This is a genomic window from Pectobacterium jejuense (genome assembly GCF_026800125.1).
GTDB classification, from domain to species: Bacteria; Pseudomonadota; Gammaproteobacteria; order Enterobacterales; family Enterobacteriaceae; genus Pectobacterium; species Pectobacterium jejuense.
On the sequence record NZ_JAPQKX010000008.1, the window covers coordinates 165,157 to 183,944 of the forward strand.

The 18,788-nt window shown below is 54.6% G+C and carries 17 protein-coding genes; 5 read left to right on the top strand and 12 right to left on the bottom strand.

What is annotated here, in order from left to right; all coding sequences use genetic code 11:
* Positions 1-313 precede the first annotated feature (313 nt).
* Genes glpC through glpA form a run of 3 tightly spaced genes read right to left on the bottom strand, consistent with a single transcriptional unit; the run spans position 314 to position 4,444 of the window.
* Positions 314-1,525 (bottom strand): anaerobic glycerol-3-phosphate dehydrogenase subunit GlpC, encoded by a 1,212-nt coding sequence (gene glpC, locus NXT09_RS15925; RefSeq protein WP_127157853.1) that lies wholly within the window; start codon positions 1,523-1,525, stop codon positions 314-316.
* Positions 1,522-2,784, bottom strand: coding sequence for a glycerol-3-phosphate dehydrogenase subunit GlpB (gene glpB / locus NXT09_RS15930; RefSeq protein WP_268580327.1), 1,263 nt, complete (start codon positions 2,782-2,784; stop codon positions 1,522-1,524). The genes glpC and glpB overlap by 4 nt, the downstream gene beginning before the upstream one ends.
* Positions 2,774-4,444, bottom strand: a complete 1,671-nt coding sequence (gene glpA, locus NXT09_RS15935) for an anaerobic glycerol-3-phosphate dehydrogenase subunit A (RefSeq protein ID WP_370690961.1) — start codon at positions 4,442-4,444, stop codon at positions 2,774-2,776. The genes glpB and glpA overlap by 11 nt, the downstream gene beginning before the upstream one ends.
* Positions 4,445-4,755: 311 nt before the next feature.
* Between glpA and glpT the strand changes: the two genes are divergently transcribed.
* The gene (gene glpT / locus NXT09_RS15940) at positions 4,756-6,105 is read left to right on the top strand and encodes a glycerol-3-phosphate transporter (RefSeq protein ID WP_240583976.1); all 1,350 of its coding nucleotides are present in this window, start codon (positions 4,756-4,758) and stop codon (positions 6,103-6,105) included.
* Between the two features lie 75 nt (positions 6,106-6,180).
* A complete protein-coding gene (gene glpQ, locus NXT09_RS15945; protein WP_268580329.1) occupies positions 6,181-7,248 on the top strand; it encodes a glycerophosphodiester phosphodiesterase in 1,068 nt (355 codons plus the stop codon).
* A 59-nt stretch (positions 7,249-7,307) separates the two neighbouring features.
* Here the strand turns inward: glpQ and yigL are convergent, their stop codons facing one another.
* Positions 7,308-8,108: a sugar/pyridoxal phosphate phosphatase YigL gene (gene yigL / locus NXT09_RS15950; RefSeq protein ID WP_039486735.1), complete on the bottom strand. Its 801-nt coding sequence runs from the start codon at positions 8,106-8,108 to the stop codon at positions 7,308-7,310.
* Between the two features lie 102 nt (positions 8,109-8,210).
* The gene (pldB, locus tag NXT09_RS15955; RefSeq protein WP_268580335.1) at positions 8,211-9,248 is read right to left on the bottom strand and encodes a lysophospholipase L2; all 1,038 of its coding nucleotides are present in this window, start codon (positions 9,246-9,248) and stop codon (positions 8,211-8,213) included.
* Positions 9,249-9,378: 130 nt separating this feature from the next.
* On the opposite strand from pldB, the gene rhtB reads away from it, so the two are divergent.
* Positions 9,379-9,999, top strand: coding sequence for a homoserine/homoserine lactone efflux protein (rhtB, locus tag NXT09_RS15960; RefSeq protein ID WP_039474171.1), 621 nt, complete (start codon positions 9,379-9,381; stop codon positions 9,997-9,999).
* Positions 10,000-10,059: 60 nt separating this feature from the next.
* On the opposite strand, the gene rhtC is transcribed toward rhtB, so the two are convergent.
* The 3 genes from rhtC to pldA all read right to left on the bottom strand — a co-directional run bounded on the left by rhtC (position 10,060) and on the right by pldA (position 13,555).
* Positions 10,060-10,683 carry a threonine export protein RhtC gene (rhtC, locus tag NXT09_RS15965; protein WP_039486730.1) on the bottom strand — a complete coding sequence of 208 codons (624 nt, stop codon included), beginning with the start codon at positions 10,681-10,683 and terminating at the stop codon, positions 10,060-10,062.
* Positions 10,684-10,726: 43 nt separating this feature from the next.
* A complete protein-coding gene (recQ, locus tag NXT09_RS15970; RefSeq protein WP_268580470.1) occupies positions 10,727-12,556 on the bottom strand; it encodes an ATP-dependent DNA helicase RecQ in 1,830 nt (609 codons plus the stop codon).
* 132 nt (positions 12,557-12,688) lie between these two features.
* Entirely contained in the window at positions 12,689-13,555 is an 867-nt protein-coding gene (gene pldA / locus NXT09_RS15975) for a phospholipase A (RefSeq protein ID WP_268580340.1), read from the bottom strand.
* Positions 13,556-13,825: 270 nt separating this feature from the next.
* On the opposite strand from pldA, the gene NXT09_RS15980 reads away from it, so the two are divergent.
* Positions 13,826-14,332: a thioesterase family protein gene (locus tag NXT09_RS15980; protein ID WP_205552195.1), complete on the top strand. Its 507-nt coding sequence runs from the start codon at positions 13,826-13,828 to the stop codon at positions 14,330-14,332.
* 98 nt (positions 14,333-14,430) lie between these two features.
* Positions 14,431-15,360 carry an EamA family transporter RarD gene (rarD, locus tag NXT09_RS15985; protein ID WP_268580343.1) on the top strand — a complete coding sequence of 310 codons (930 nt, stop codon included), beginning with the start codon at positions 14,431-14,433 and terminating at the stop codon, positions 15,358-15,360.
* Here rarD and NXT09_RS15990 read toward each other — a convergent pair.
* The 4 genes from NXT09_RS15990 to NXT09_RS16000 form a co-directional block, all read right to left on the bottom strand.
* Entirely contained in the window at positions 15,326-16,384 is a 1,059-nt protein-coding gene (locus tag NXT09_RS15990) for an AbrB family transcriptional regulator (protein WP_268580345.1), read from the bottom strand. The two genes, rarD and NXT09_RS15990, sit on opposite strands and share 35 nt — an antisense overlap.
* Before the next feature lie 181 nt (positions 16,385-16,565).
* Positions 16,566-17,516: a magnesium/cobalt transporter CorA gene (gene corA / locus NXT09_RS15995; protein ID WP_039466184.1), complete on the bottom strand. Its 951-nt coding sequence runs from the start codon at positions 17,514-17,516 to the stop codon at positions 16,566-16,568.
* A 166-nt stretch (positions 17,517-17,682) separates the two neighbouring features.
* Positions 17,683-17,739 (bottom strand): YsgD/CorL family protein, encoded by a 57-nt coding sequence (ysgD, locus tag NXT09_RS22610; RefSeq protein WP_349814568.1) that lies wholly within the window; start codon positions 17,737-17,739, stop codon positions 17,683-17,685.
* Positions 17,740-17,925: 186 nt separating this feature from the next.
* Positions 17,926-18,672: a cyclase family protein gene (locus NXT09_RS16000; protein ID WP_268580349.1), complete on the bottom strand. Its 747-nt coding sequence runs from the start codon at positions 18,670-18,672 to the stop codon at positions 17,926-17,928.
* Between the last annotated feature and the right edge of the window lie 116 nt (positions 18,673-18,788).

Below are 18,788 nucleotides of genomic sequence, written 5' to 3' on the forward strand. Positions count from 1 at the left end.
AACATGCACTCTTGTTGGCCATAACATAGCGTTGCAGCGCAACCACCACGCCTTCTTTGTCATTAGGCAAAAAAAAAGCCAGCACCCGAGCTGGCTAAATAATACTGGAAGCAATGTGAGCAATGTCGTGCCTTCACAGGGAAGCCGGATCGTCATGAACACCATAGGTAATTAACACAGGCGCATGACATCGTTCCCCGGAACGCACAGCAATAATAATCATTATCATTCGCACTTGTAAAGTGCTTTTTGCGATAAATTCTTATTCTCAATACGGACTGAGGAACAGCCCGTTTTGATCCCCTTCTGTTTGTTATTCTGGCTGCGCCAGTGACCTCGCCAACAAGGTGATCGGGTGTTCACACCGTTTGCTGGTCGACATCTCAATCTGCCATTTACAGGTTTCGCAGTCCGTCACCACAATATCGACCCCGCTCTCTTCAATCTGCTGGAACAGCGGTGCGCCAATACCTTGCGACGTGGCGTAATTCTCTTTCTTGAAGCCGTAGGTGCCCGCAATGCCGCAGCACTGGGAATCCAGCATCACCAGTTCAAGACCGGGAATGCGTTGCAGCAGCGCCAGGGTATACGCCGTCCAGCCCATTCGTTCCAGGTGGCAAGGTGTGTGATACGCCACCCGCAGCGGCAATTTACCCAGCGGCAGCGTGCGCCCTTCTTCTTCCAGCAGGCGGTAGAGCTGGCGCGTCACCAGTTCGACGCCGTCGCGCACATGGCCGTTATCCACGCCCAGCAGATGTGGGTATTCGTCCCGCAGCGTGAACGTACAGCTGGAGGACGTCGCGACCACCGGCAGGGATTTCTGATTGATTGCCTCATCCAGCGATTTGATATTCGCGTGTGCCTGCTTTCTGGCCTTGTCGTGAAAGCCATTAGCGATCAGCGGCACGCCGCAGCACTTCTCTTTATTCAGCAACTGGACGCCAATGCCCATCGCATTGAAGACCTGCACCAGATCTTTACCCAGCTGTGGATGGTTGTAGTTCACATAACAGCCGTGAAAGTAAGCGATCTGCTCATCATAAGCCTGCTGCTTTGCTGCCTGCTGGCGATACCAGCGCCGGAAGGTGCCGAATGAATATTTCGGCAACTGGCGACGATGGTCGATTTTCAACGCTTTATCCAGCAGGTGGCGCACCGGCTTCAGGCTGGTCGCCGTATTTACCAGCGGCGCAAACGGCGTGGCAATCGACCCCATGAGATCGGTATGGCTCAGAATCGCATCGCGTAGCGTCGGCTTGTGGGTGCTGTGCGTCCCCTTTGCACGCTGAATAATGTCGCCAATTTTGACATCCGACGGGCACGCGACCTCACAACGTTTGCAGTTGGTGCAGTATTTCAGCGCATCATCATACAGCGCCGGATCTTTACGCCGCAGGCGTTCGCCGTCCGGCCCAGCCTGTTTCGGGCCGGGATAAAGCGGGTTCACGCGAGAAACCGGGCAGTACGTGGTACAGACAGTACACTTGATGCAATCTTCAAAACTGTTATCGCTAAGCAGGCTCATGGGTTGCCCTCCTTCAAAATCTGTTCGGCAACATGAAGTGCGCTGAGCAAGGAAACCCCGGCTCCACATCCCTGTACAATCGGGTCGAAGCCTTCCAGCACCGCGCCAATCGCATACAGGTTGTTGACCGTTTCACCCCCAATGTACGGATGCAGATGTTCATCGACCATCGCGCCAAATTGCATATAAGGCTGCGGCGCAAACACATCCTGCTGGCTCCAGCCCTCGCGCTGGTCAGCGAATCGAACGTCCAGCCCAAAGACCGGTTCGGTCACCCGATCAAACTGCGTCACCAACCCGTTACTGAAGAAGCTGCCGCTCGCCAGCACCGCGTGCTTCGCCCGCAGCGGAATATCGCGATGATGGTGGCTATGGACAGCAATCTCCTGCGGCGACAGCGAGGCGCGCACCGCGCGATCGCCCGGCATCACCATGCCACCCAGTTGGCGAAAGCGCTGCGACAGCGCCTGATGCAGGCGTAACCCGAGCAATGACGGCGGCAATGTCGGCAACAGCAGCACCGGTTTACCTAACGCATCAGCGAGTTCATTGATGATTTCAGGGCTGTCCAATCCCAGACAGGCGGGCATGATGATGGCATCGTTCCCGTTAGCCAGAAGCGACAGCTCTTCCACCAGCGCAGAACGATTTTCCGGTCGGTCGAGCACGCGGGCGATATTGACCGCGCGGAATTCGCTGGGGTTCTGACGCAACCTATCCAGCACGGGCAGCTTGAGTTCATCACTGCGTGCCGCGATCCCCTGCGCCTGCAGCGTGCCGGCCACAATACGGGACTGAAAATCCAGAAAGCCTTCGATTCCCGCAATCAGCGGATTGTCGCCAAAGCGGGAATCCGGCAGACCGCGCGTTACGCCATCGACCGGACTCAGCCAGCAGGCGCGAAACTTACCTAACGGCGTCATGCGCCAGTGGTTCTGCTGATGATTGCCCTGCAAGGTGATATTGCTGCGTTCCAGCAATGCTTCAACCTGTGGCAACAGTGCCGAAACCGCCGCCGCGCCCATGCGGGAATAAGGATGATGAGGAGCCTGACGCGCCAATTCATCCAGCGCATCGAGCGGCTGGCTCACGGGCTGCCCGTCAGGCAGATGGGAGAGTAAATCCAGCGCGCCGGAAGAAAAATGCAGCGCATTCTGCCCCGCGCTGACAATCGCGCAGCGTTTCCCCTGCTCCGATAAGCGAATGCCGCAGGTCAATCCCGCCAGTCCGCCACCGATAATCACAACGTCATAGCGCATGACGATCCTCCTGACTGTCGCTGGCCGACAGGCCGCACAATCCCTGATAAATCCAGATGGTAAACTCGCTTTCGCGCAGCGCATTGCCCCACGCAATCGGGCGAATGCCTTTCCAGCGTTCGTTCAAAAACTGGCTGAGCTGCGTGAGCGACTGTTCTGGCGTCGCGGTGCCCAGACGGCACAGAAGACCCGCCGCCCGACAGGCGCACAGTTCACCCTGACAGGTGCCCATACCCACGCGGGTGCGCCGACGTAAATCAATCAGGTTATTCACCTGCAATGATTCCACGGCGTAGCGCACTTCTCCCGCCGTCACCGCCTCACACTCGCACACCAGACTGCGGTCCAGACGCTCACCGGACAGCATTCTTCCGGCACGCTCACCGTGGCGATAAATCGCCGAACCGCGCAGCGGCGCAGAGAGCGGTTTTGCCGCAGGATAAGCAGACAGGGCGTGAGGCGCAGATTTCACCTCCTCCAGCGATTCAGAACCGGGCAGAGGCGTCTGTGCCGTCGAGCAGGCCACGTCATGACCCAGCTTTTTGCAGATGGCGTCTGTCACCCACTCCGCCATCAGGCGGTAGGTCATCAGCTTGCCGCCGGTGATAGTGATAAACCCTTCCAGCCCGTCGCGGCAGGCATGGTCGAGCAGCACAATGCCACGGCTCACGCTACGGCCGCTCGGGTCGCTATCGCTGGCAACCAGCGGTCGGACACCCGCATAGGCGCGCAGAATGCGCGTGCTCGCCAACATCGGGGCCAGCATCGAGCCTTCCCGCATCAGCGTTTCCACCTCGGCAGGCGTCACCAGCATATTGTCGATTTGATCGTAATCGATGTGGGTTGAGGTGGTGCCAATCAGCGAAATGGTATCGCCCGGCACCAGAATGTCGGCATCCGCCGGTTTACGGCAGCGATTGATCACCATGTTGTTGATGCGGTGCCCAAGAATCAACAGCGCACCTTTTGCCGGGAACATGCGCACGCGCAGATCGGCATATTCCGCAATGTGTTGTCCCCAAATACCGCCCGCGTTGACTACCACCTGTGCATAGATTTCTGTTTCTACACCTTTTTTATGGTCGAAAACGCGCACGCCGGTAATACGATCGCCCTTGCGAATCAGCCCGATAACCTCGTGATAGGTCAAGACTTCCGCGCCGTGCTCGCAGGCATCAATCATGTTGGCCGCCGTCAGGCGAAAAGGATCGACCGAACCATCCGGCACGCGCACCGCGCCAATCAGCGTCGGGTTTGCTGCCGGTTCCAGTCGTAACGCTTCCTGCGGGTCCAACGCCTGCGCGCGAATCCCTGCCTGCTGGCAGGCGGTAATAAACTGTGCCTGCCAGCCGAGATCGTCTTCGGGCAAGGTGATAAACAGACCGTCGGTAGGTTCAATACAGTGGCGAGCAATCCGCCGGAGAATCTGGTTTTCTTCAATACATTCGCGGGCAGACTCGCCATCGGTTACCGCATAGCGGGCGCCGCTGTGTAATAAGCCGTGATTACGGCCGGTCGCTCCGGTAGCAATATCATAACGTTCAAGCAGCAGGCAGCGCAGTCCACGCAGAGCACAGTCCCGTGCCGTTCCCGCTCCCGTCGCACCACCGCCGATGACAACCACGTCAGTTTCACGCCAGTTCCCCGTATTTTGCATCATGTTCTCGCTCCAGGCGGATGGTATACATGTTGCTATTGGGACACAGAAAGAAGGGTTAGTGTTTGATAAAGAGCAAAAACGAACACTAAACGAAAATAAAGCGGGGTTTAAAAACAATAAGTGTGATTTAGGTCACTAAAAGCGCACTGTGGAATTTTCCGATTCTGTTAACATGAGCGCAAAAATCGTCACAGTTTCATAAAAGTGTAACATCAGCGTCATGAATCACACTCATTTGCACGCTATCCCCTTACAATAACGTTCGTAATAGAACAAAAAAGCTATCGTTTTTTTTCGCATTGGAGATCTCTATGCTGAGTATTTTTAGGCCCGCCGCCCACCAGCCGCGCGTGTCGCAAGAACACGTCGATCCGCTCTATCGCCGCCTGCGCTGGCAGATTTTCATGGGGATCTTTTTTGGCTACGCCGCCTACTATCTGGTGCGTAAAAACTTCGCACTCGCCATGCCTTACCTGATTGAACAGGGCTTCTCGCGTGGCGATCTTGGCTTTGCACTGTCCGGCATTTCCATCGCCTACGGCTTTTCCAAATTCATCATGGGGTCGATATCTGACCGTTCTAACCCACGCGTGTTCCTGCCTGCGGGTCTGATTCTGTCAGGTGCGGTCATGCTGTTCATGGGCTTCGTGCCGTGGGCAACCTCCAGCATTGCGATTATGTTCGTCCTGCTGTTCCTGTGCGGGTGGTTCCAGGGCATGGGTTGGCCGCCGTGCGGACGTACCATGGTTCACTGGTGGTCGCAGAAAGAACGTGGTGGCATCGTGTCCGTATGGAACTGTGCTCACAACGTCGGCGGTGGTATTCCTCCTCTGCTGTTCCTGCTGGGTATGGCCTGGTTCAACGACTGGAAAGCAGCACTCTATATGCCGGCCTTCGCCGCCATTCTGATTGCCATGATCGCTTTTGCATTGATGCGTGACACGCCGCAATCCTGTGGTCTGCCACCAATTGAAGAGTACAAAAACGATTATCCGGTTGATTACAATGAAAAAGCGGAAGAAGAACTGACGGCTAAGCAGATCTTCATGCAGTACGTTTTCCCGAACAAGCTGCTGTGGTACATCGCAATCGCCAACGTCTTCGTTTACCTGCTGCGTTACGGTATCCTCGATTGGTCACCGACCTACCTGAAGGAAGTTAAACACTTCGCACTGGATAAGTCTTCCTGGGCCTATTTCTTCTACGAATACGCAGGTATTCCGGGCACGCTGCTGTGCGGCTGGATGTCCGATAAGGTCTTCAAAGGCAACCGTGGTGCAACGGGCGTGTTCTTCATGACGCTGGTGACAATAGCAACCATCGTTTACTGGATGAACCCAGCCGGTAACCCGGGTGTGGACATGGCCTGTATGATCGTCATCGGCTTCCTGATTTACGGCCCGGTCATGCTGATTGGTCTGCATGCACTGGAACTGGCACCGAAAAAAGCAGCGGGTACCGCAGCGGGCTTCACCGGTCTGTTCGGCTACCTGGGCGGTTCCGTTGCCGCTAGCGCCATCGTCGGCTACACCGTTGACTTCTTCGGTTGGGACGGCGGCTTCATGGTGATGATCGGCGGCAGTATTCTGGCTGTAATTCTTCTGGTTGTTGTTATGCTGAATGAGAAAAAGCATAAAGCAGAGTTAGCCCATCGCGCCTAACCCGCTCTTGTAAGCATCCCTCTGGCGGCGTCCTGATGACGCCGCCTTTCTCTCAACAGAAAGAGGTTTGATCGCATGAACGTTACCGTAACATCCCTACTCTCCGCCCTCGCGCTCTCCGTTTCCTTTAGTACTTTCGCTTCCTCAACCGAAAAAATCGTTATTGCCCACCGCGGTGCCAGCGGCTATCTGCCCGAGCATACGCTTCCTGCAAAGGCGATGGCCTACGCTCAGGGTGCCGATTATCTGGAGCAGGATCTGGTACTCACCAAAGATAACGCGCTCATTGTCCTGCACGATCACTATCTGGATCGCGTGACCGACGTAGCCGAACGCTTTCCGCAGCGCGCCCGCAAAGATGGACGCTTTTACGCCATCGATTTCACTTTGAAAGAAATCAAGTCACTGAAATTTACCGAAGGGTTCGACATCAAAGACGGCAAGCAGGTACAGAGTTACCCGAACCGTTTTCCGATGTGGAAATCCGACTTCCGTATTCATACCTTTCAGGAAGAAATTGAGTTTATTCAAGGTCTAAACCACTCAACCGGCAAGAACATCGGACTCTACCCCGAAATCAAAGCACCGTGGTTTCACCATCAGGAAGGGAAAGACATCGCGCGCGAAACGCTGACCGTGCTGAAGCAGTATGGCTATACGAAGAAGAGCGATAAGGTCTTCCTGCAATCGTTTGACGTCGCGGAGCTAAAGCGCATCAAAACCGAATTGCAGCCGCAGATGAAGATGGATCTGAACCTGATTCAGCTGATTGCCAATACCAACTGGCACGAAACCTACGAGAAGCAGGCCGATGGGACGTGGGTGAATTACAACTATGACTGGATGCAAAAGCCCGGCGCTATGCAGCAGATTGCGACCTATGCCGACGGTATCGGCCCGGACTATCACATGCTCGTCCAGAAAGGATCGACGCCTGGCAACATCACCTTTACCGACATGGTAAAGGAAGCCCACCAGCATAAACTTCAGGTTCATCCGTTCACGGCAAGGGCCGACAGGCTACCGGCGTACGCCAACGATATCGAGCGGCTCTACGATATCCTCTACTATCAGGCGGATGTTGACGGTTTATTCACCGACTTTCCCGACAAAGCGGTCGATTTCCTGAAAAAACCGCGCTGAGACTCAGCGTTGCCATCGGGCACGGTGTGCCCGATGATGCACTGACTCAATCATATCGATTACTTCAGAAACAGTTCACGCAGGTAATTCGGCACCGCGCTGTCTGCGTTAGACCCAATCACTTCGCGATCCGGCAGCATATCTTTCAGACGCTGATGCGCGTTCTGCATCACACAGCCTTTACCCGCCATCGACAGCATTTCGTAGTCGTTCATGCCATCACCAAACGCCACGCACTCTTTGAGCGAGAAGCCGATAATCTTCGCCACCTGCTCCAGCGCATGACCTTTAGACACGCCGCCTGCCATGACTTCCAGACAGGTAAGCGTCGAAAAACTCACGTTAACGCGGTCGCCCCAGCGCGCGTTAAGCGCTTCTTCCAGCGGTAACAGCTGCTCATGGGAATCACAGGTAAAGAACACCTTGCTGACGCCATCGGTTTCGAGCAGTGCAGGTTCGAACAGCTTGTATTTAAAGATCGACTCTTTGAAGAAACGCTCTTCTTCCGCGCGCGGACGGTTCATAAACCACTCATCATCGCGGTAAACGTGCGTCAGCATATCGGGGTTATTGTGTACGACGCTGTAAAGGTCGCGGGCTATATCCTGATCCAGGTTGTGGCTGAAAATCAGCTCGCCCTGCGAGTTGTGCACGCGTGCACCATTCGAGGTAATCATAAACGCGTTGATACCGAGGTTATCGCGGATCTGCGCGACATCCATGTGATGCCGTCCGGTAGCAAACACAAAGTGAATCCCTTTTTCCGTCAGCAGCCTGAGGGTTTCTTTCGCATAGGGGGACAGCGAGTGGTCAGGTGACAGCAGTGTGCCATCTAAATCGGAAGCAACGACATGGTACATAACGATGAGATCTCACTTCTGGTGTGTTGTGGCGGCACGCGCCGCAAAAAATTAACGAGGTTGCTGACAGCGTCCGTTGAACGACCTGCCAACAGTCTAAAATTAATGATAACGCGCAAAGTGCGCCAAAATCAGCGCAAATGCCTGAGCGCGGAGGTTATCCGTTTCAAAGAGAATTTCGTGCCGCGCACCGGGGATAACCTGCAAAACGCCGTTTGAATTGGCGTTACCGTTCTGTGCCAGTGTCTGGCAAAATGCATTCTGGCTACGGTTATCCACCACGCGCTCCTCTCCCGCCTGTAGCAGCAGAAGCGGCGTGGTGATGGCGCTGGCCTGTGCCAGTAGCTGTTTCCCCGCCTGTATCGCCTCACGCACCCAATGGTAAGTCGGGCCGCCGATGCGCAAATCCGGCGAATCCGCATAAAACCGAATGCTGCGCTGGTAGCGCTCACGGCTGTGCGTCAACACATTCATCCGATAAGGCAAAGGACGCCACTGTCCGGTGCCGATGGCGTAGTAATCACGAATCGCCGGGCGACGCTCCGCCCAATCGACAATCCAGCCAGCCACGCAATGGGGAAGCGGCAAACGAATACCAAACATCGGCGCGCACAGCGCTACGGCATCAAACGTCTCAGGTTGACGAATCAGAAGCTGCGCCAGAATCGCGCCCCCCATTGAATGCGCTAAGGCAAACCGGCGGGTATAGTGCTTCGGGCCAATATGCTGCTGACACAGCGTTTCGGCATCATCAACATAATCACTGAAGCGCAGCACGTGTCCGCGGTGGCCGTCTTGCAATACTCGCCCCGACCGCCCTTGCCCACGGTGATCCATGATGAGCACATCATAGCCGCTATGAAAGAGGTCGTAAGCCACTTCGCTATATTTGACATAGCTTTCGATACGGCCTGAAAAGACAACGACAATCTTGTCGTGCTGCGGCGCGGTAAAGCGAACGAACCGGATCGGCACATCGTCTACGCCAGAGAATTCACCCTCTTCGCGCTGACGCCAGAAATCCAGTAATTCTCCGGTAGCAAAAGCGGCAAACTGCGCTTCTCGCGTTAACAGGTTCGAGGTTAACCCTTCAGGCGTTAACCGTTCCGACGTAAACAACGTATTGTGGCGTTGAATCATCACACCTCTCCGGTGACGCGGGAAAACAAAGCTAGCGGAAGAACATGACAAGCAGTGGAGCACAAGCGTATTGTGACATAAAAAACAGACAGACTCTCGTAATACAGAACGTGATTCAGGGGCATGCTTCATGACATTGGACTGGTGGTTAACTTACTTACTCACAACGCTTATTCTCAGCCTGTCGCCCGGCTCCGGTGCCATCAACACCATGAGCACCGGAATTAGCCACGGCTATCGTGGCGCGGCAGCTTCAATCTGTGGTTTACAGGTCGGGCTGGCGATTCATATCGTGTTGGTCGGCATTGGGCTAGGCGCGTTGCTTAACCAATCTGTACTGGCTTTCGATGTACTGAAATGGCTGGGCGCGGCGTATCTGATTTGGCTGGGGATTCAGCAGTGGCGCGCCGCAGGCGCACTTGACCTTCAGGCGATCGCCAGCGCCATGCCGCGTCGTAGGCTCTTTAAACGTGCGGTGCTGGTGAATCTGACCAACCCCAAAAGCATCGTATTTCTGGCGGCGCTATTCCCACAGTTCATTATTCCCCACCAGCCGCAGGCCGCACAGTATCTGGTGTTGGGCGTCACCACCGTTGTGGTCGATATCATCGTGATGATTGGCTACGCCACGCTAGCCACGCGTATCGCCGGGTGGCTGAAAGGCCCACGGCAGATGAAGACGCTCAATCGGATATTTGGTTCGCTGTTCGTGCTGGTCGGCGCGTTACTCGCCACGGCGAGAAAGGCCTGATTAAGGCAGTGCGCCATATCGGCTAGCGGCGCACGCCTATCTATCATTCAGAAGGAAAGGTTAGCGAGAGAAAATCAGGTGCAGGCCGAAACCGGTAAACAGCACGCCCGCTACACCATCCACCCATTTCGCCAGACGCTGATAGCCACGACGCATTGCCGGTAGGGCAAAAACCATCGCGACCAGGCTGAACCAGATCAGCGTTTCAATCGAGATCAGCGCGAACAAACCCCAACGCGCGCCGCTGCCGACGCTGTCGCCAACAAACAGCGAGAACACGCTGCCGAAATAGATCAGCGCCTTCGGGTTAGCCAGATTCGTCAATAATCCACGCATGAAGGTTTTACCGCGCTGAGGCAGTACCACCGCCGTTTCCTGCGTGGTTTCCAACTGTGCTTTATTTCGCGCGGAGCACAGCATCTGCCAGCCCATCCAGCATAGGTACAGCCCACCGCCGACGGTCACTGCCGTATGCAGCCAGGCCATTTTTTGCAACAGCAGATGCAGCCCGAGCAACGCGATAGCCGCCCAAACCATAACGCCCAGAGAAATACCTAACACGCCCATCATCGCTTCACGGCGGGAACGGCTGGCCGCCGTTTGTGAAACGAAAAAGAAATCCGGCCCCGGGCTCATTAGCGCAATGAAATGCACCAGTGCCACTGTCATAAATAGCATCAGCATGTTGGTTTTCCTGTTTTTTAAATGCAGTCAGACAAGACGAGCATCACTCGTCATCATTATTATCGACATGATCGCGAATCATGTTCATGAAAGGCGCACCGAAACGTTCGAGTTTACGGTGTCCAACCCCGTTGATATTCAGCAGTTCACCCGCGGTGATCGGCATCAGTTCGGCCATCTCCAGCAGCGTGGCATCGCTGAACACGACGTAAGGCGGAATATTGTCTTCATCCGCGATGGATTTACGCAGTTTGCGCAATTTGGCAAACAGTTTGCGGTCGTAATTTCCACCGTAAGATTTTTGATTGGCGCGTGGTTTCAGGTTAATCACACGCGGCACGGCCAACTGTAGCGGCATTTCTCCCCGCAGTACCGGACGCGCTGATTCGGTAAGCTGTACAGCAGAATGCATCGTGATGTTCTGGTTCAGCAAGCCCAGATGAATCAGCTGGCGCAGCACGCTGACCCAATGCTCCTGCGATTTCTCTTTACCAATACCGTAAACCGGCAGTTTGTCATGGCCGAAGTCACGGATACGCTGGTTATTCGCCCCGCGCAGCACCTCAACGATATACCCTAAACCAAAACGCTGCCCAACGCGGTATACGCAGGAGAGCGCCTTTTGCGCTTCGACCAGCCCGTCATAGCGCTTCGGCGGATCGAGACAAATATCGCAGTTGCCGCACGACTGTTGACGTCCTTCACCAAAATAATTCAGCAGCACCAGACGACGGCAGGTCTGCGCTTCGGCAAACGCGCCCATCGCATTGAGCTTATGGCGCTCGATATCCAACTGCGGCCCAGCCGGTTTCTCTTCCAGACAGCGGCGCAGCCACGCCATATCCGCCGGATCGTAGAACAGCGCGGCTTCAGCAGCGAGGCCGTCACGCCCGGCACGCCCCGTTTCCTGATAGTAGGATTCGATGTTGCGCGGAATATCAAAGTGCACCACGAACCGCACGTTAGGCTTGTTGATGCCCATACCAAACGCCACAGTCGCGACCACCACCTGGAGATCGTCACGCAGGAACGCTTCCTGCACCTGTGCACGCCGCTCGTTATCCAAGCCAGCGTGATAGGCCCCAGCACTCAGCCCACGAGCCTGCAACCGTGCGCAAATATCTTCCACGCGGGAGCGGCTGTTGCAGTAGATGATGCCGCTTTTTCCACGCTGCCCCTGCACGAACATCCAGAGCTGGTCGAGCGGCTTGAACTTCTCTACCAGCGTGTAGCGAATATTCGGGCGGTCAAAACTGCTGATCTGAATCAGCGGCGACTGGAGATCCAACAGGCGAACGATATCGTTCCGCGTGGTCTCGTCAGCCGTAGCGGTCAGCGCAATAAAAGGAAGATGAGGAAAACGCTGTTTAATCTGCCCCAGCGCCCGGTATTCAGGGCGGAAATCGTGCCCCCATTGGGAAATACAGTGCGCTTCATCCACCGCGATCAGGGCTATCTGCCAGTGGGCGAGATGATCGAGGAAGCTATCCGTCGTCAGGCGTTCAGGCGCAATATAAAGCAGCTTGATCTGACCGGTACGACAACCCGCCATCACCTCAAGCTGCTGCTCGCGCGTCTGCGTCGAATTAAGACAGGCTGCCGAAACGCCGTAGGCCTGAAGCTGATCGACCTGATCTTTCATCAGTGAAATCAACGGGGACACCACCAGCGTCAGTCCGTCCATCACCAGCGCAGGGATTTGATAGCACAGCGATTTGCCGCCGCCTGTCGGCATGATAACCAGACAGTCCTGCCCACTGAGCGTCGCGCTGATAATTTCCTGCTGACCCGGTCGGAATTGCTGGTAGCCGAACGTGTCCCGCAGAACCTGAACCGCCAGCGCTTCCTTATTCAATACTTCCGCCGTAGACACGCCTTCCCCAATTAATGAAATCAAACAGGCGCTATTTTCAGCGCCGTTGGGTAAAACTGCAATCGTTAGTTTGGTAAAACGACAAGGGCTAAAGCGGTCATCGCTAAAACCCCAGTAGCTGAAACATGGTCGTTAGAACATATCGTTCAGCGTGACGCCAACGCCAAAGCGGGTCTGACGGTGGTTGTAGTCAATCAGGGATTCGCCGTAGCCGCTAAACACCTTGGTGTAGAAACGGACATGACGCGTCAGCGGATAGCTCCAGCCCAGTTCACCGCCGCCGTAGCCGCTGTTCCAGTTATAGCGACCTTCTGCGCTAAACACGCTGTCGCCCCACACATAGCCGACGCGTAAGCGGTAATGGCCCATGTATTTGATGATATCTGGATTATCATCCTTACTGTCGGAGAAACGCACCCACGGCTTCACATCAACCTGCCAGTTGCCGTTCTGCGCCATCAGGCGGGCATAAGCGCGGTTCCAACTGCGCGACGTCGGTTCGGAACGGCCGTTAGACTGGTGATTAAAGCCCATTTCCACATCCCGCAGCGTCCAGCCAGCGAAGGTGTAGTTCGTTGCCCAGCCCAAAAAAACCTGCGGCTCATAATCAGTTTCACGGAACGGAGAAGACTCACTTTTATTAGACAACTGCCACCACGAGCGCTGCGTATAGGAAGCCCCCAACAGCGAGTTATCACCCAGAATGCCACGCCAGATCGGGAATCCCAGACTCAACTGGTAATGCACTTCATCTTTACGTGCTTCATCGCCCCAGTTATAGCTCTGTATCGCCGTTTTATTGATGTTGCTGGTATAGGTATACAGTATGTAGTTGCTCTCGTAAGGATAGAGAACAAACGGGGTGTCGTGCTCTTCTAACAAGCTGGCAATAATGCTGCCACGTACCGCAGGTTGATTTGGCGCAGGCGCGTTTGTTGTGTCTTCGGCATGAACCTGTGCTGTCAGTAATGCTGCCAGTACGAATCCGATTTTATGCATTCATTTTCTCCGACATGTTTTTCTCCAGCATTCTTTTATCCAAATAAAATCTTTTATCTAAATAAACTCATTTATCTAAATAGTGATCAGCCTTCCCCACTCAAGCCCGCCATTCTACACAGTTCAGCGACGTTTGAATTATCGTTCTCCCGTTTCTCTGCCTTTTCTGGAAAGAAACAAAATCAACGCACAAAACAAACACTCAGATAACCTTATTGCATCAAATAAACTACATTTAACGAGTATCTCTCACCCAAGCAGGAAACCACTATGGCTGATGTACCATCATTTCAGGGAATCCCCCCATTTCAGGGAACCACATTAACCAGAGATACCGTGCGCCAGCTTGTTGGTGAGATTTTCATTTACAAGATGCCATTCAACATCGAACTCGGCCTTGAACTACAGCAGTTTGAAGCCGACAAAGCCGTCCTGACGTTCACCCGGCAAGAGAAGCTCATCGGCAATGCAGCACAAAAAATCCTGCATGGCGGCGTGATAGCTGCCGGGCTGGACGTGGCCGCCGGATTAGTTTGCGTCGGCAACACGCTGCTGCGCCATGAGACGATAAGCGATCAGGAGTTTCATCACCGGCTCGCCCGCATGGGAACGATTGATATGCGGGTCGATTATCTGCGTCCGGGCTATGGCGAACACTTCACCATTACCAGCACGCTGCTACGCGGTGGCAATAAAATCGCCGTCGCACGCGCCGAATTGCATAACGAAAAGGGTTCGCATCTCGCCAGCGCCACCGCAACCTATATTGTCGGGTAACCTTTACGTTAGAAAAAATTGTCATTAACACTTTACGTGAAAGCGCTCACAGTTTTGGGTAGACTTAGCGTTTTCCCGCCGTCCTTATCGAGTCACCCATGAACGCGCAACAAACCCGTGAGGGGATCTTTTTCGCCCTCGGCGCGTATTTTATTTGGGGAATTGCTCCCGTTTACTTCAAGCTGCTTGAGCACGTTCCGCCCAATGAAATACTGACGCACCGTATTATCTGGTCATTCTTCTTTATGCTGATCCTGCTGACCCTCGGCCGGAAATGGCGTCAGGTGAGCCTTGCCTGCCGTAACGTCAAGCATCTGTTTCTGTTGGCATTAACGGCGGTGCTTATCGGCGGAAACTGGCTGTTGTACATCTGGGCGGTCAACAACCATCACATGCTGGAAGCCAGTCTGGGGTATTTCATCAACCCGCTGGTCAACGTCATGTTAGGCATGATCTTCCTGGGCGAACGCTTTCGCCGTCTGCAATGGCTGGCCGTGCTGCTCGCCGTGACGGGCGTACTGGTTCAGCTGTGGACGTTCGGATCGCTGCCGGTTATCGCGCTCGGGCTGGCCTTCAGCTTCGCGTTATACGGCCTGCTGCGTAAGAAGATTGGTATCGACGGGCAAACCGGCATGCTGATCGAAACACTGTGGCTGCTGCCGGTCGCGGTCATTTATCTGTTTTTTATTGCCGACACGCCAAGCAGCCATCTGACAGCCAATCCCTGGTCGCTGAACCTACTGCTGCTCTCGGCGGGTATCGTCACCACGGTGCCGCTGCTGTTTTTCACCGCGGCGGCGATGCGCCTGCGCCTGTCGACGCTCGGCTTCTTCCAGTATCTCGGCCCTACCATCATGTTCATACTGGCGGTGGTGTTCTACGGTGAAACGTTCAGCAGCGACAAGCTGGTGACGTTTGGCTTTATCTGGGGTGCACTGGCGCTGTTTATTCTGGATGCCCTGTATACGCAGCGTAAGCTACGGCGCACGCCAGCTACAGTTTCCCCGCCTCAACACGACGGGAAATAAAGCGCGATAAGATCGGGCTGAACAGCAGCGTCGAAAACAGCCGCAGCGTCTGCATGGCAATGACAAACGCCATATCGACCCGACTGCCTGCGGCAATAATCGCAATCGAATCCAGCCCGCCGGGGCTGGTCGCCAGAAAGGCGGTCAGCATATCCACCGGCATCATTTTCGTCACCATCCACGCCATTCCGCCACACAGCAGCATCAATCCGACTATCGACGTCATCATATGCGGCAGCGTGCGGATCGCCAGCAAAAAGATGGGGCGGGTAAAGCAAAGCCCTACGCTCCAGCCGATGAAGGCATAGGCCAACGCCAGCAGCCATTCCGGCGTTTGCAGATGCAAGGTGCCGCTGGCATGCAGCATCGAACCGATAATCATCGGCCCCAACAGCGCCCCGGATGGAATACGCAGGCGTCTTCCCAGCCAGGCGCTGCCAAACGCCACGCAAAGCGTCGCCAGAAAACGCCAGTCCAGCTGAGGAAACCAGACCAGCATCGCGCTGTTTTCTGCCGCTTCGTCACCCAAACTCAAGCGCGCTACGAACGCCGCCGACGCGGTGACCATCAGCACGCGTAAATATTGCATGAAGGCGACCAGCCGCACGTCCGCGCCAAATTCCCCAGACATCGCGACCATCGCCGACGCACCGCCCGGCGATGCGCCCCAGGTTCCGGTCGTTCCGGGCAGCTCGCTGAATTTGACCAGCAGCCAACCAGATAACCCGCTGGCAGCCAGCGTCGCCAGCAGAATGAATAGCACCAGCGGCCATTCACTCATCAACGGTGTCAGGATAGAAAATGACAGGCTTTGTGCGACCAGACAGCCCAGAACGGCATTGCTGCCCGCAAAGCAGACGGGCGGGATGCGAATCGTCGCACCGTTTAACCCCATGACGACGCCGACCATCATCGGCCCTAGCAACAACGCGGCGGGAACGTGATAAATCTGTAGCCCAAACCCAAGGGATAACGAAACCGACAGCAATATTCCCCATTGCATCCAAGGAGACATCCCTTTCATGCACACGACCTGTTTTTAATCATAGAAAGTAAATAGAAAGGCTATTCGCCATTCTAAACAAGATGGCCGGAGAATGAACAGGCGCGGAAGAATAAACAGGAATAGCGAGTCGGAGAACGATAAAAGGGAAGGAATATTGACGCGCCTGACAGTTAAACCCCATCAGGCGCATACGGCAGATTTAGAGCCAGTTCTTACGTTTGAAATAGAGGTACGGCGCCAGTCCAGCGAGAATCATCAGTACAATCGCGCCCGGATAGCCAAACGACCACTTCAGTTCCGGCATAAATTCAAAGTTCATCCCGTAGCTGGATGCCACCAGCGTCGGTGGCAGGAACACCACGGAGACCACCGAGAAGATCTTGATAATCCGGCTCTGTTCAATATTGATGAAGCCCATCGCCGCCTGCATCAGGAAGTTAACTTTCTGGAATAGGGATTCGTTGTGCGGCAGCAGAGACTCGATATCGCGTAAAATTTCGCGCGCCTGCTCCAACTGGCCGGATGGCAAGCGGGCTTTACGCACCAGGAAGTTCAGTGCACGTTGGGTATCCATCAGACACAGGCGCACTTTCCAGCCCACGTCTTCCAGTTCCGCCAGCGTGGACAGCGCGTCGTCATACTCTTCGCCCTGCCGCCCTTCCATAATGATGCGGCTCAGCGATTCCAGATCGCTGTAGATGTTCTCGATTTCGTCCGCCAGTTGCTCAATTTTAGTCTCAAAGAGGTCGAGCAGCAGTTCGTAAGCATTGCCGTCCACCAGCGTTTGGTTACGGGCGCGCATGCGATACAGGCGGAACGCAGGCAGCTCACGCTCACGCAAGGTGTACAGGCGACCATCGCGAATGGTAAACGCCACGGTAGAGTTACCGGCGTGATCGTCAGCGTCTTCAAAAAAGAAAAAGGAGTGAATGTGCAGGCCGTCTTCATCTTCAAAGAAACGTGCTGATGCTTCAATGTCTTCCAGTTCCGGACGGGTTGCCAGGCTTTGTCCCAGTTCGTTTTGTACTTTTTCACGCTCATCGTCTTCCGGCTCGATCAAATCGACCCAAACTGACGTGGTGAGATCATCGGAGTCATCCAGTTCCAGACGAGATAAACGGCAATTATCCAGTTTAAATGCGCTCAGCATGGGCCATAGCTCCCCTTTCAGTAGCAGAGATGGACAACGCGATTGAAGCACAGAAACAAAGGTGAGGTGTCACCAGCAGGTTTCAGTCCGTTCGACGGATCTGACTCGTAGCGACAAAAACAGCGTCGCTGACAACCACGAAGGCTATCAGCAGAGGAAGATAGCCTTAGAAGTTGTACCTAATGAACAGGTTAGTGAGCCAGTATCGACTGGGTGTGTCCAAGGCGTTAGTCCTCCGAGAATAATGATGCGCGCATGTTACGCCGAGATGAAAAAGACTTCAACTTTAAAACCGCGGCTGAAACACGCTGTAAAAGATTGGTCAAATGGATAAGGTTTATCCAATAAATTCGGCGCGGAAAGTGGTAAAAAACGCAGTCCTCAGAGTAAAAAAGAACTGCGTTTATGATTAGGCGTTGTCGGGTAAATAGGCGATGGCACGGACGGGGAAGCCAGGCGCACCAGCGAAATTAGGGTAGCTGACGTGAATATAAGCGCCGGTAGACGGCAGCTGATGCAGGTTATTCAGGACCTCAACCTGCCAGGCATTTTGGTTCAGTACGAAGAACTCGCCAATAAGCCCGTTGTTGCGACGGAAATCCGCGGCGGAATCCGTATCCAGCGTTTCATGCCCGACAGCGCTAATGCCGCGCTCTTCAAACAGGAACGTTAGTGCCTCAAGCGACCACCCCGGCGTATGACTGTTGCCTTCTTCATCTTTATTGGCAAAGGCGTCAATATCGGGCCAGCGCGTGCTCCAGCCGCTGGCAAACGCGACAAAGCTACCTGACGGAATTTCCCCATGCTCGCGCTCAAACGCCAGAATGTCGTCAACCGACAGGCGGTAATCGGGATCGTGTGCGACGGCGTCTTGCTTGTGGAGCACTACCAGCGGCAGCAACAGCTCTTTATTATCAATACGATCCAGATAACGCTTACCCGCGACAAAATGCCCCGGCGCATCAATATGCGTTCCCGTCTGCGTCGCAAACGTCACCGCCTGCGCATAAAACCCGTGATCTTCGACGTTGAATAAGGTCTTGCGCTGCAACACGCCGTCAAACGCGCTAAAAATAGGAATCGATTCCGTCACCGTATGCGTGAGATCGACCCATTTCTTCTTCTGTAGCTCGGCAATAATCTGGTCTAGCGTCATGGGCATGCTCCTTTTTTATTGTGATACCACACATCCATGGATACGCGGCAGGCCACCTAGCATTGTCGAAAATGACGATAAAGACTAAGACAGGGTTTTTATAAGTTATATAACCC

Coding starts and splice junctions, on each gene's coding strand:
- NXT09_RS15980 (WP_205552195.1), top strand. CDS start 13,826: ATGGCTGATGTACCATCATTTCAGGGAATCCCCCCATTTCAGGGAACC.
- NXT09_RS16000 (WP_268580349.1), bottom strand. CDS start 18,672: ATGACGCTAGACCAGATTATTGCCGAGCTACAGAAGAAGAAATGGGTC.
- pldB (WP_268580335.1), bottom strand. CDS start 9,248: ATGATTCAACGCCACAATACGTTGTTTACGTCGGAACGGTTAACGCCT.
- yigL (WP_039486735.1), bottom strand. CDS start 8,108: ATGTACCATGTCGTTGCTTCCGATTTAGATGGCACACTGCTGTCACCT.
- pldA (WP_268580340.1), bottom strand. CDS start 13,555: ATGCATAAAATCGGATTCGTACTGGCAGCATTACTGACAGCACAGGTT.
- glpB (WP_268580327.1), bottom strand. CDS start 2,784: ATGCGCTATGACGTTGTGATTATCGGTGGCGGACTGGCGGGATTGACC.
- glpT (WP_240583976.1), top strand. CDS start 4,756: ATGCTGAGTATTTTTAGGCCCGCCGCCCACCAGCCGCGCGTGTCGCAA.
- glpC (WP_127157853.1), bottom strand. CDS start 1,525: ATGAGCCTGCTTAGCGATAACAGTTTTGAAGATTGCATCAAGTGTACT.
- glpA (WP_370690961.1), bottom strand. CDS start 4,444: ATGATGCAAAATACGGGGAACTGGCGTGAAACTGACGTGGTTGTCATC.
- glpQ (WP_268580329.1), top strand. CDS start 6,181: ATGAACGTTACCGTAACATCCCTACTCTCCGCCCTCGCGCTCTCCGTT.
- rarD (WP_268580343.1), top strand. CDS start 14,431: ATGAACGCGCAACAAACCCGTGAGGGGATCTTTTTCGCCCTCGGCGCG.
- NXT09_RS15990 (WP_268580345.1), bottom strand. CDS start 16,384: ATGAAAGGGATGTCTCCTTGGATGCAATGGGGAATATTGCTGTCGGTT.
- rhtC (WP_039486730.1), bottom strand. CDS start 10,683: ATGCTGATGCTATTTATGACAGTGGCACTGGTGCATTTCATTGCGCTA.
- rhtB (WP_039474171.1), top strand. CDS start 9,379: ATGACATTGGACTGGTGGTTAACTTACTTACTCACAACGCTTATTCTC.
- corA (WP_039466184.1), bottom strand. CDS start 17,516: ATGCTGAGCGCATTTAAACTGGATAATTGCCGTTTATCTCGTCTGGAA.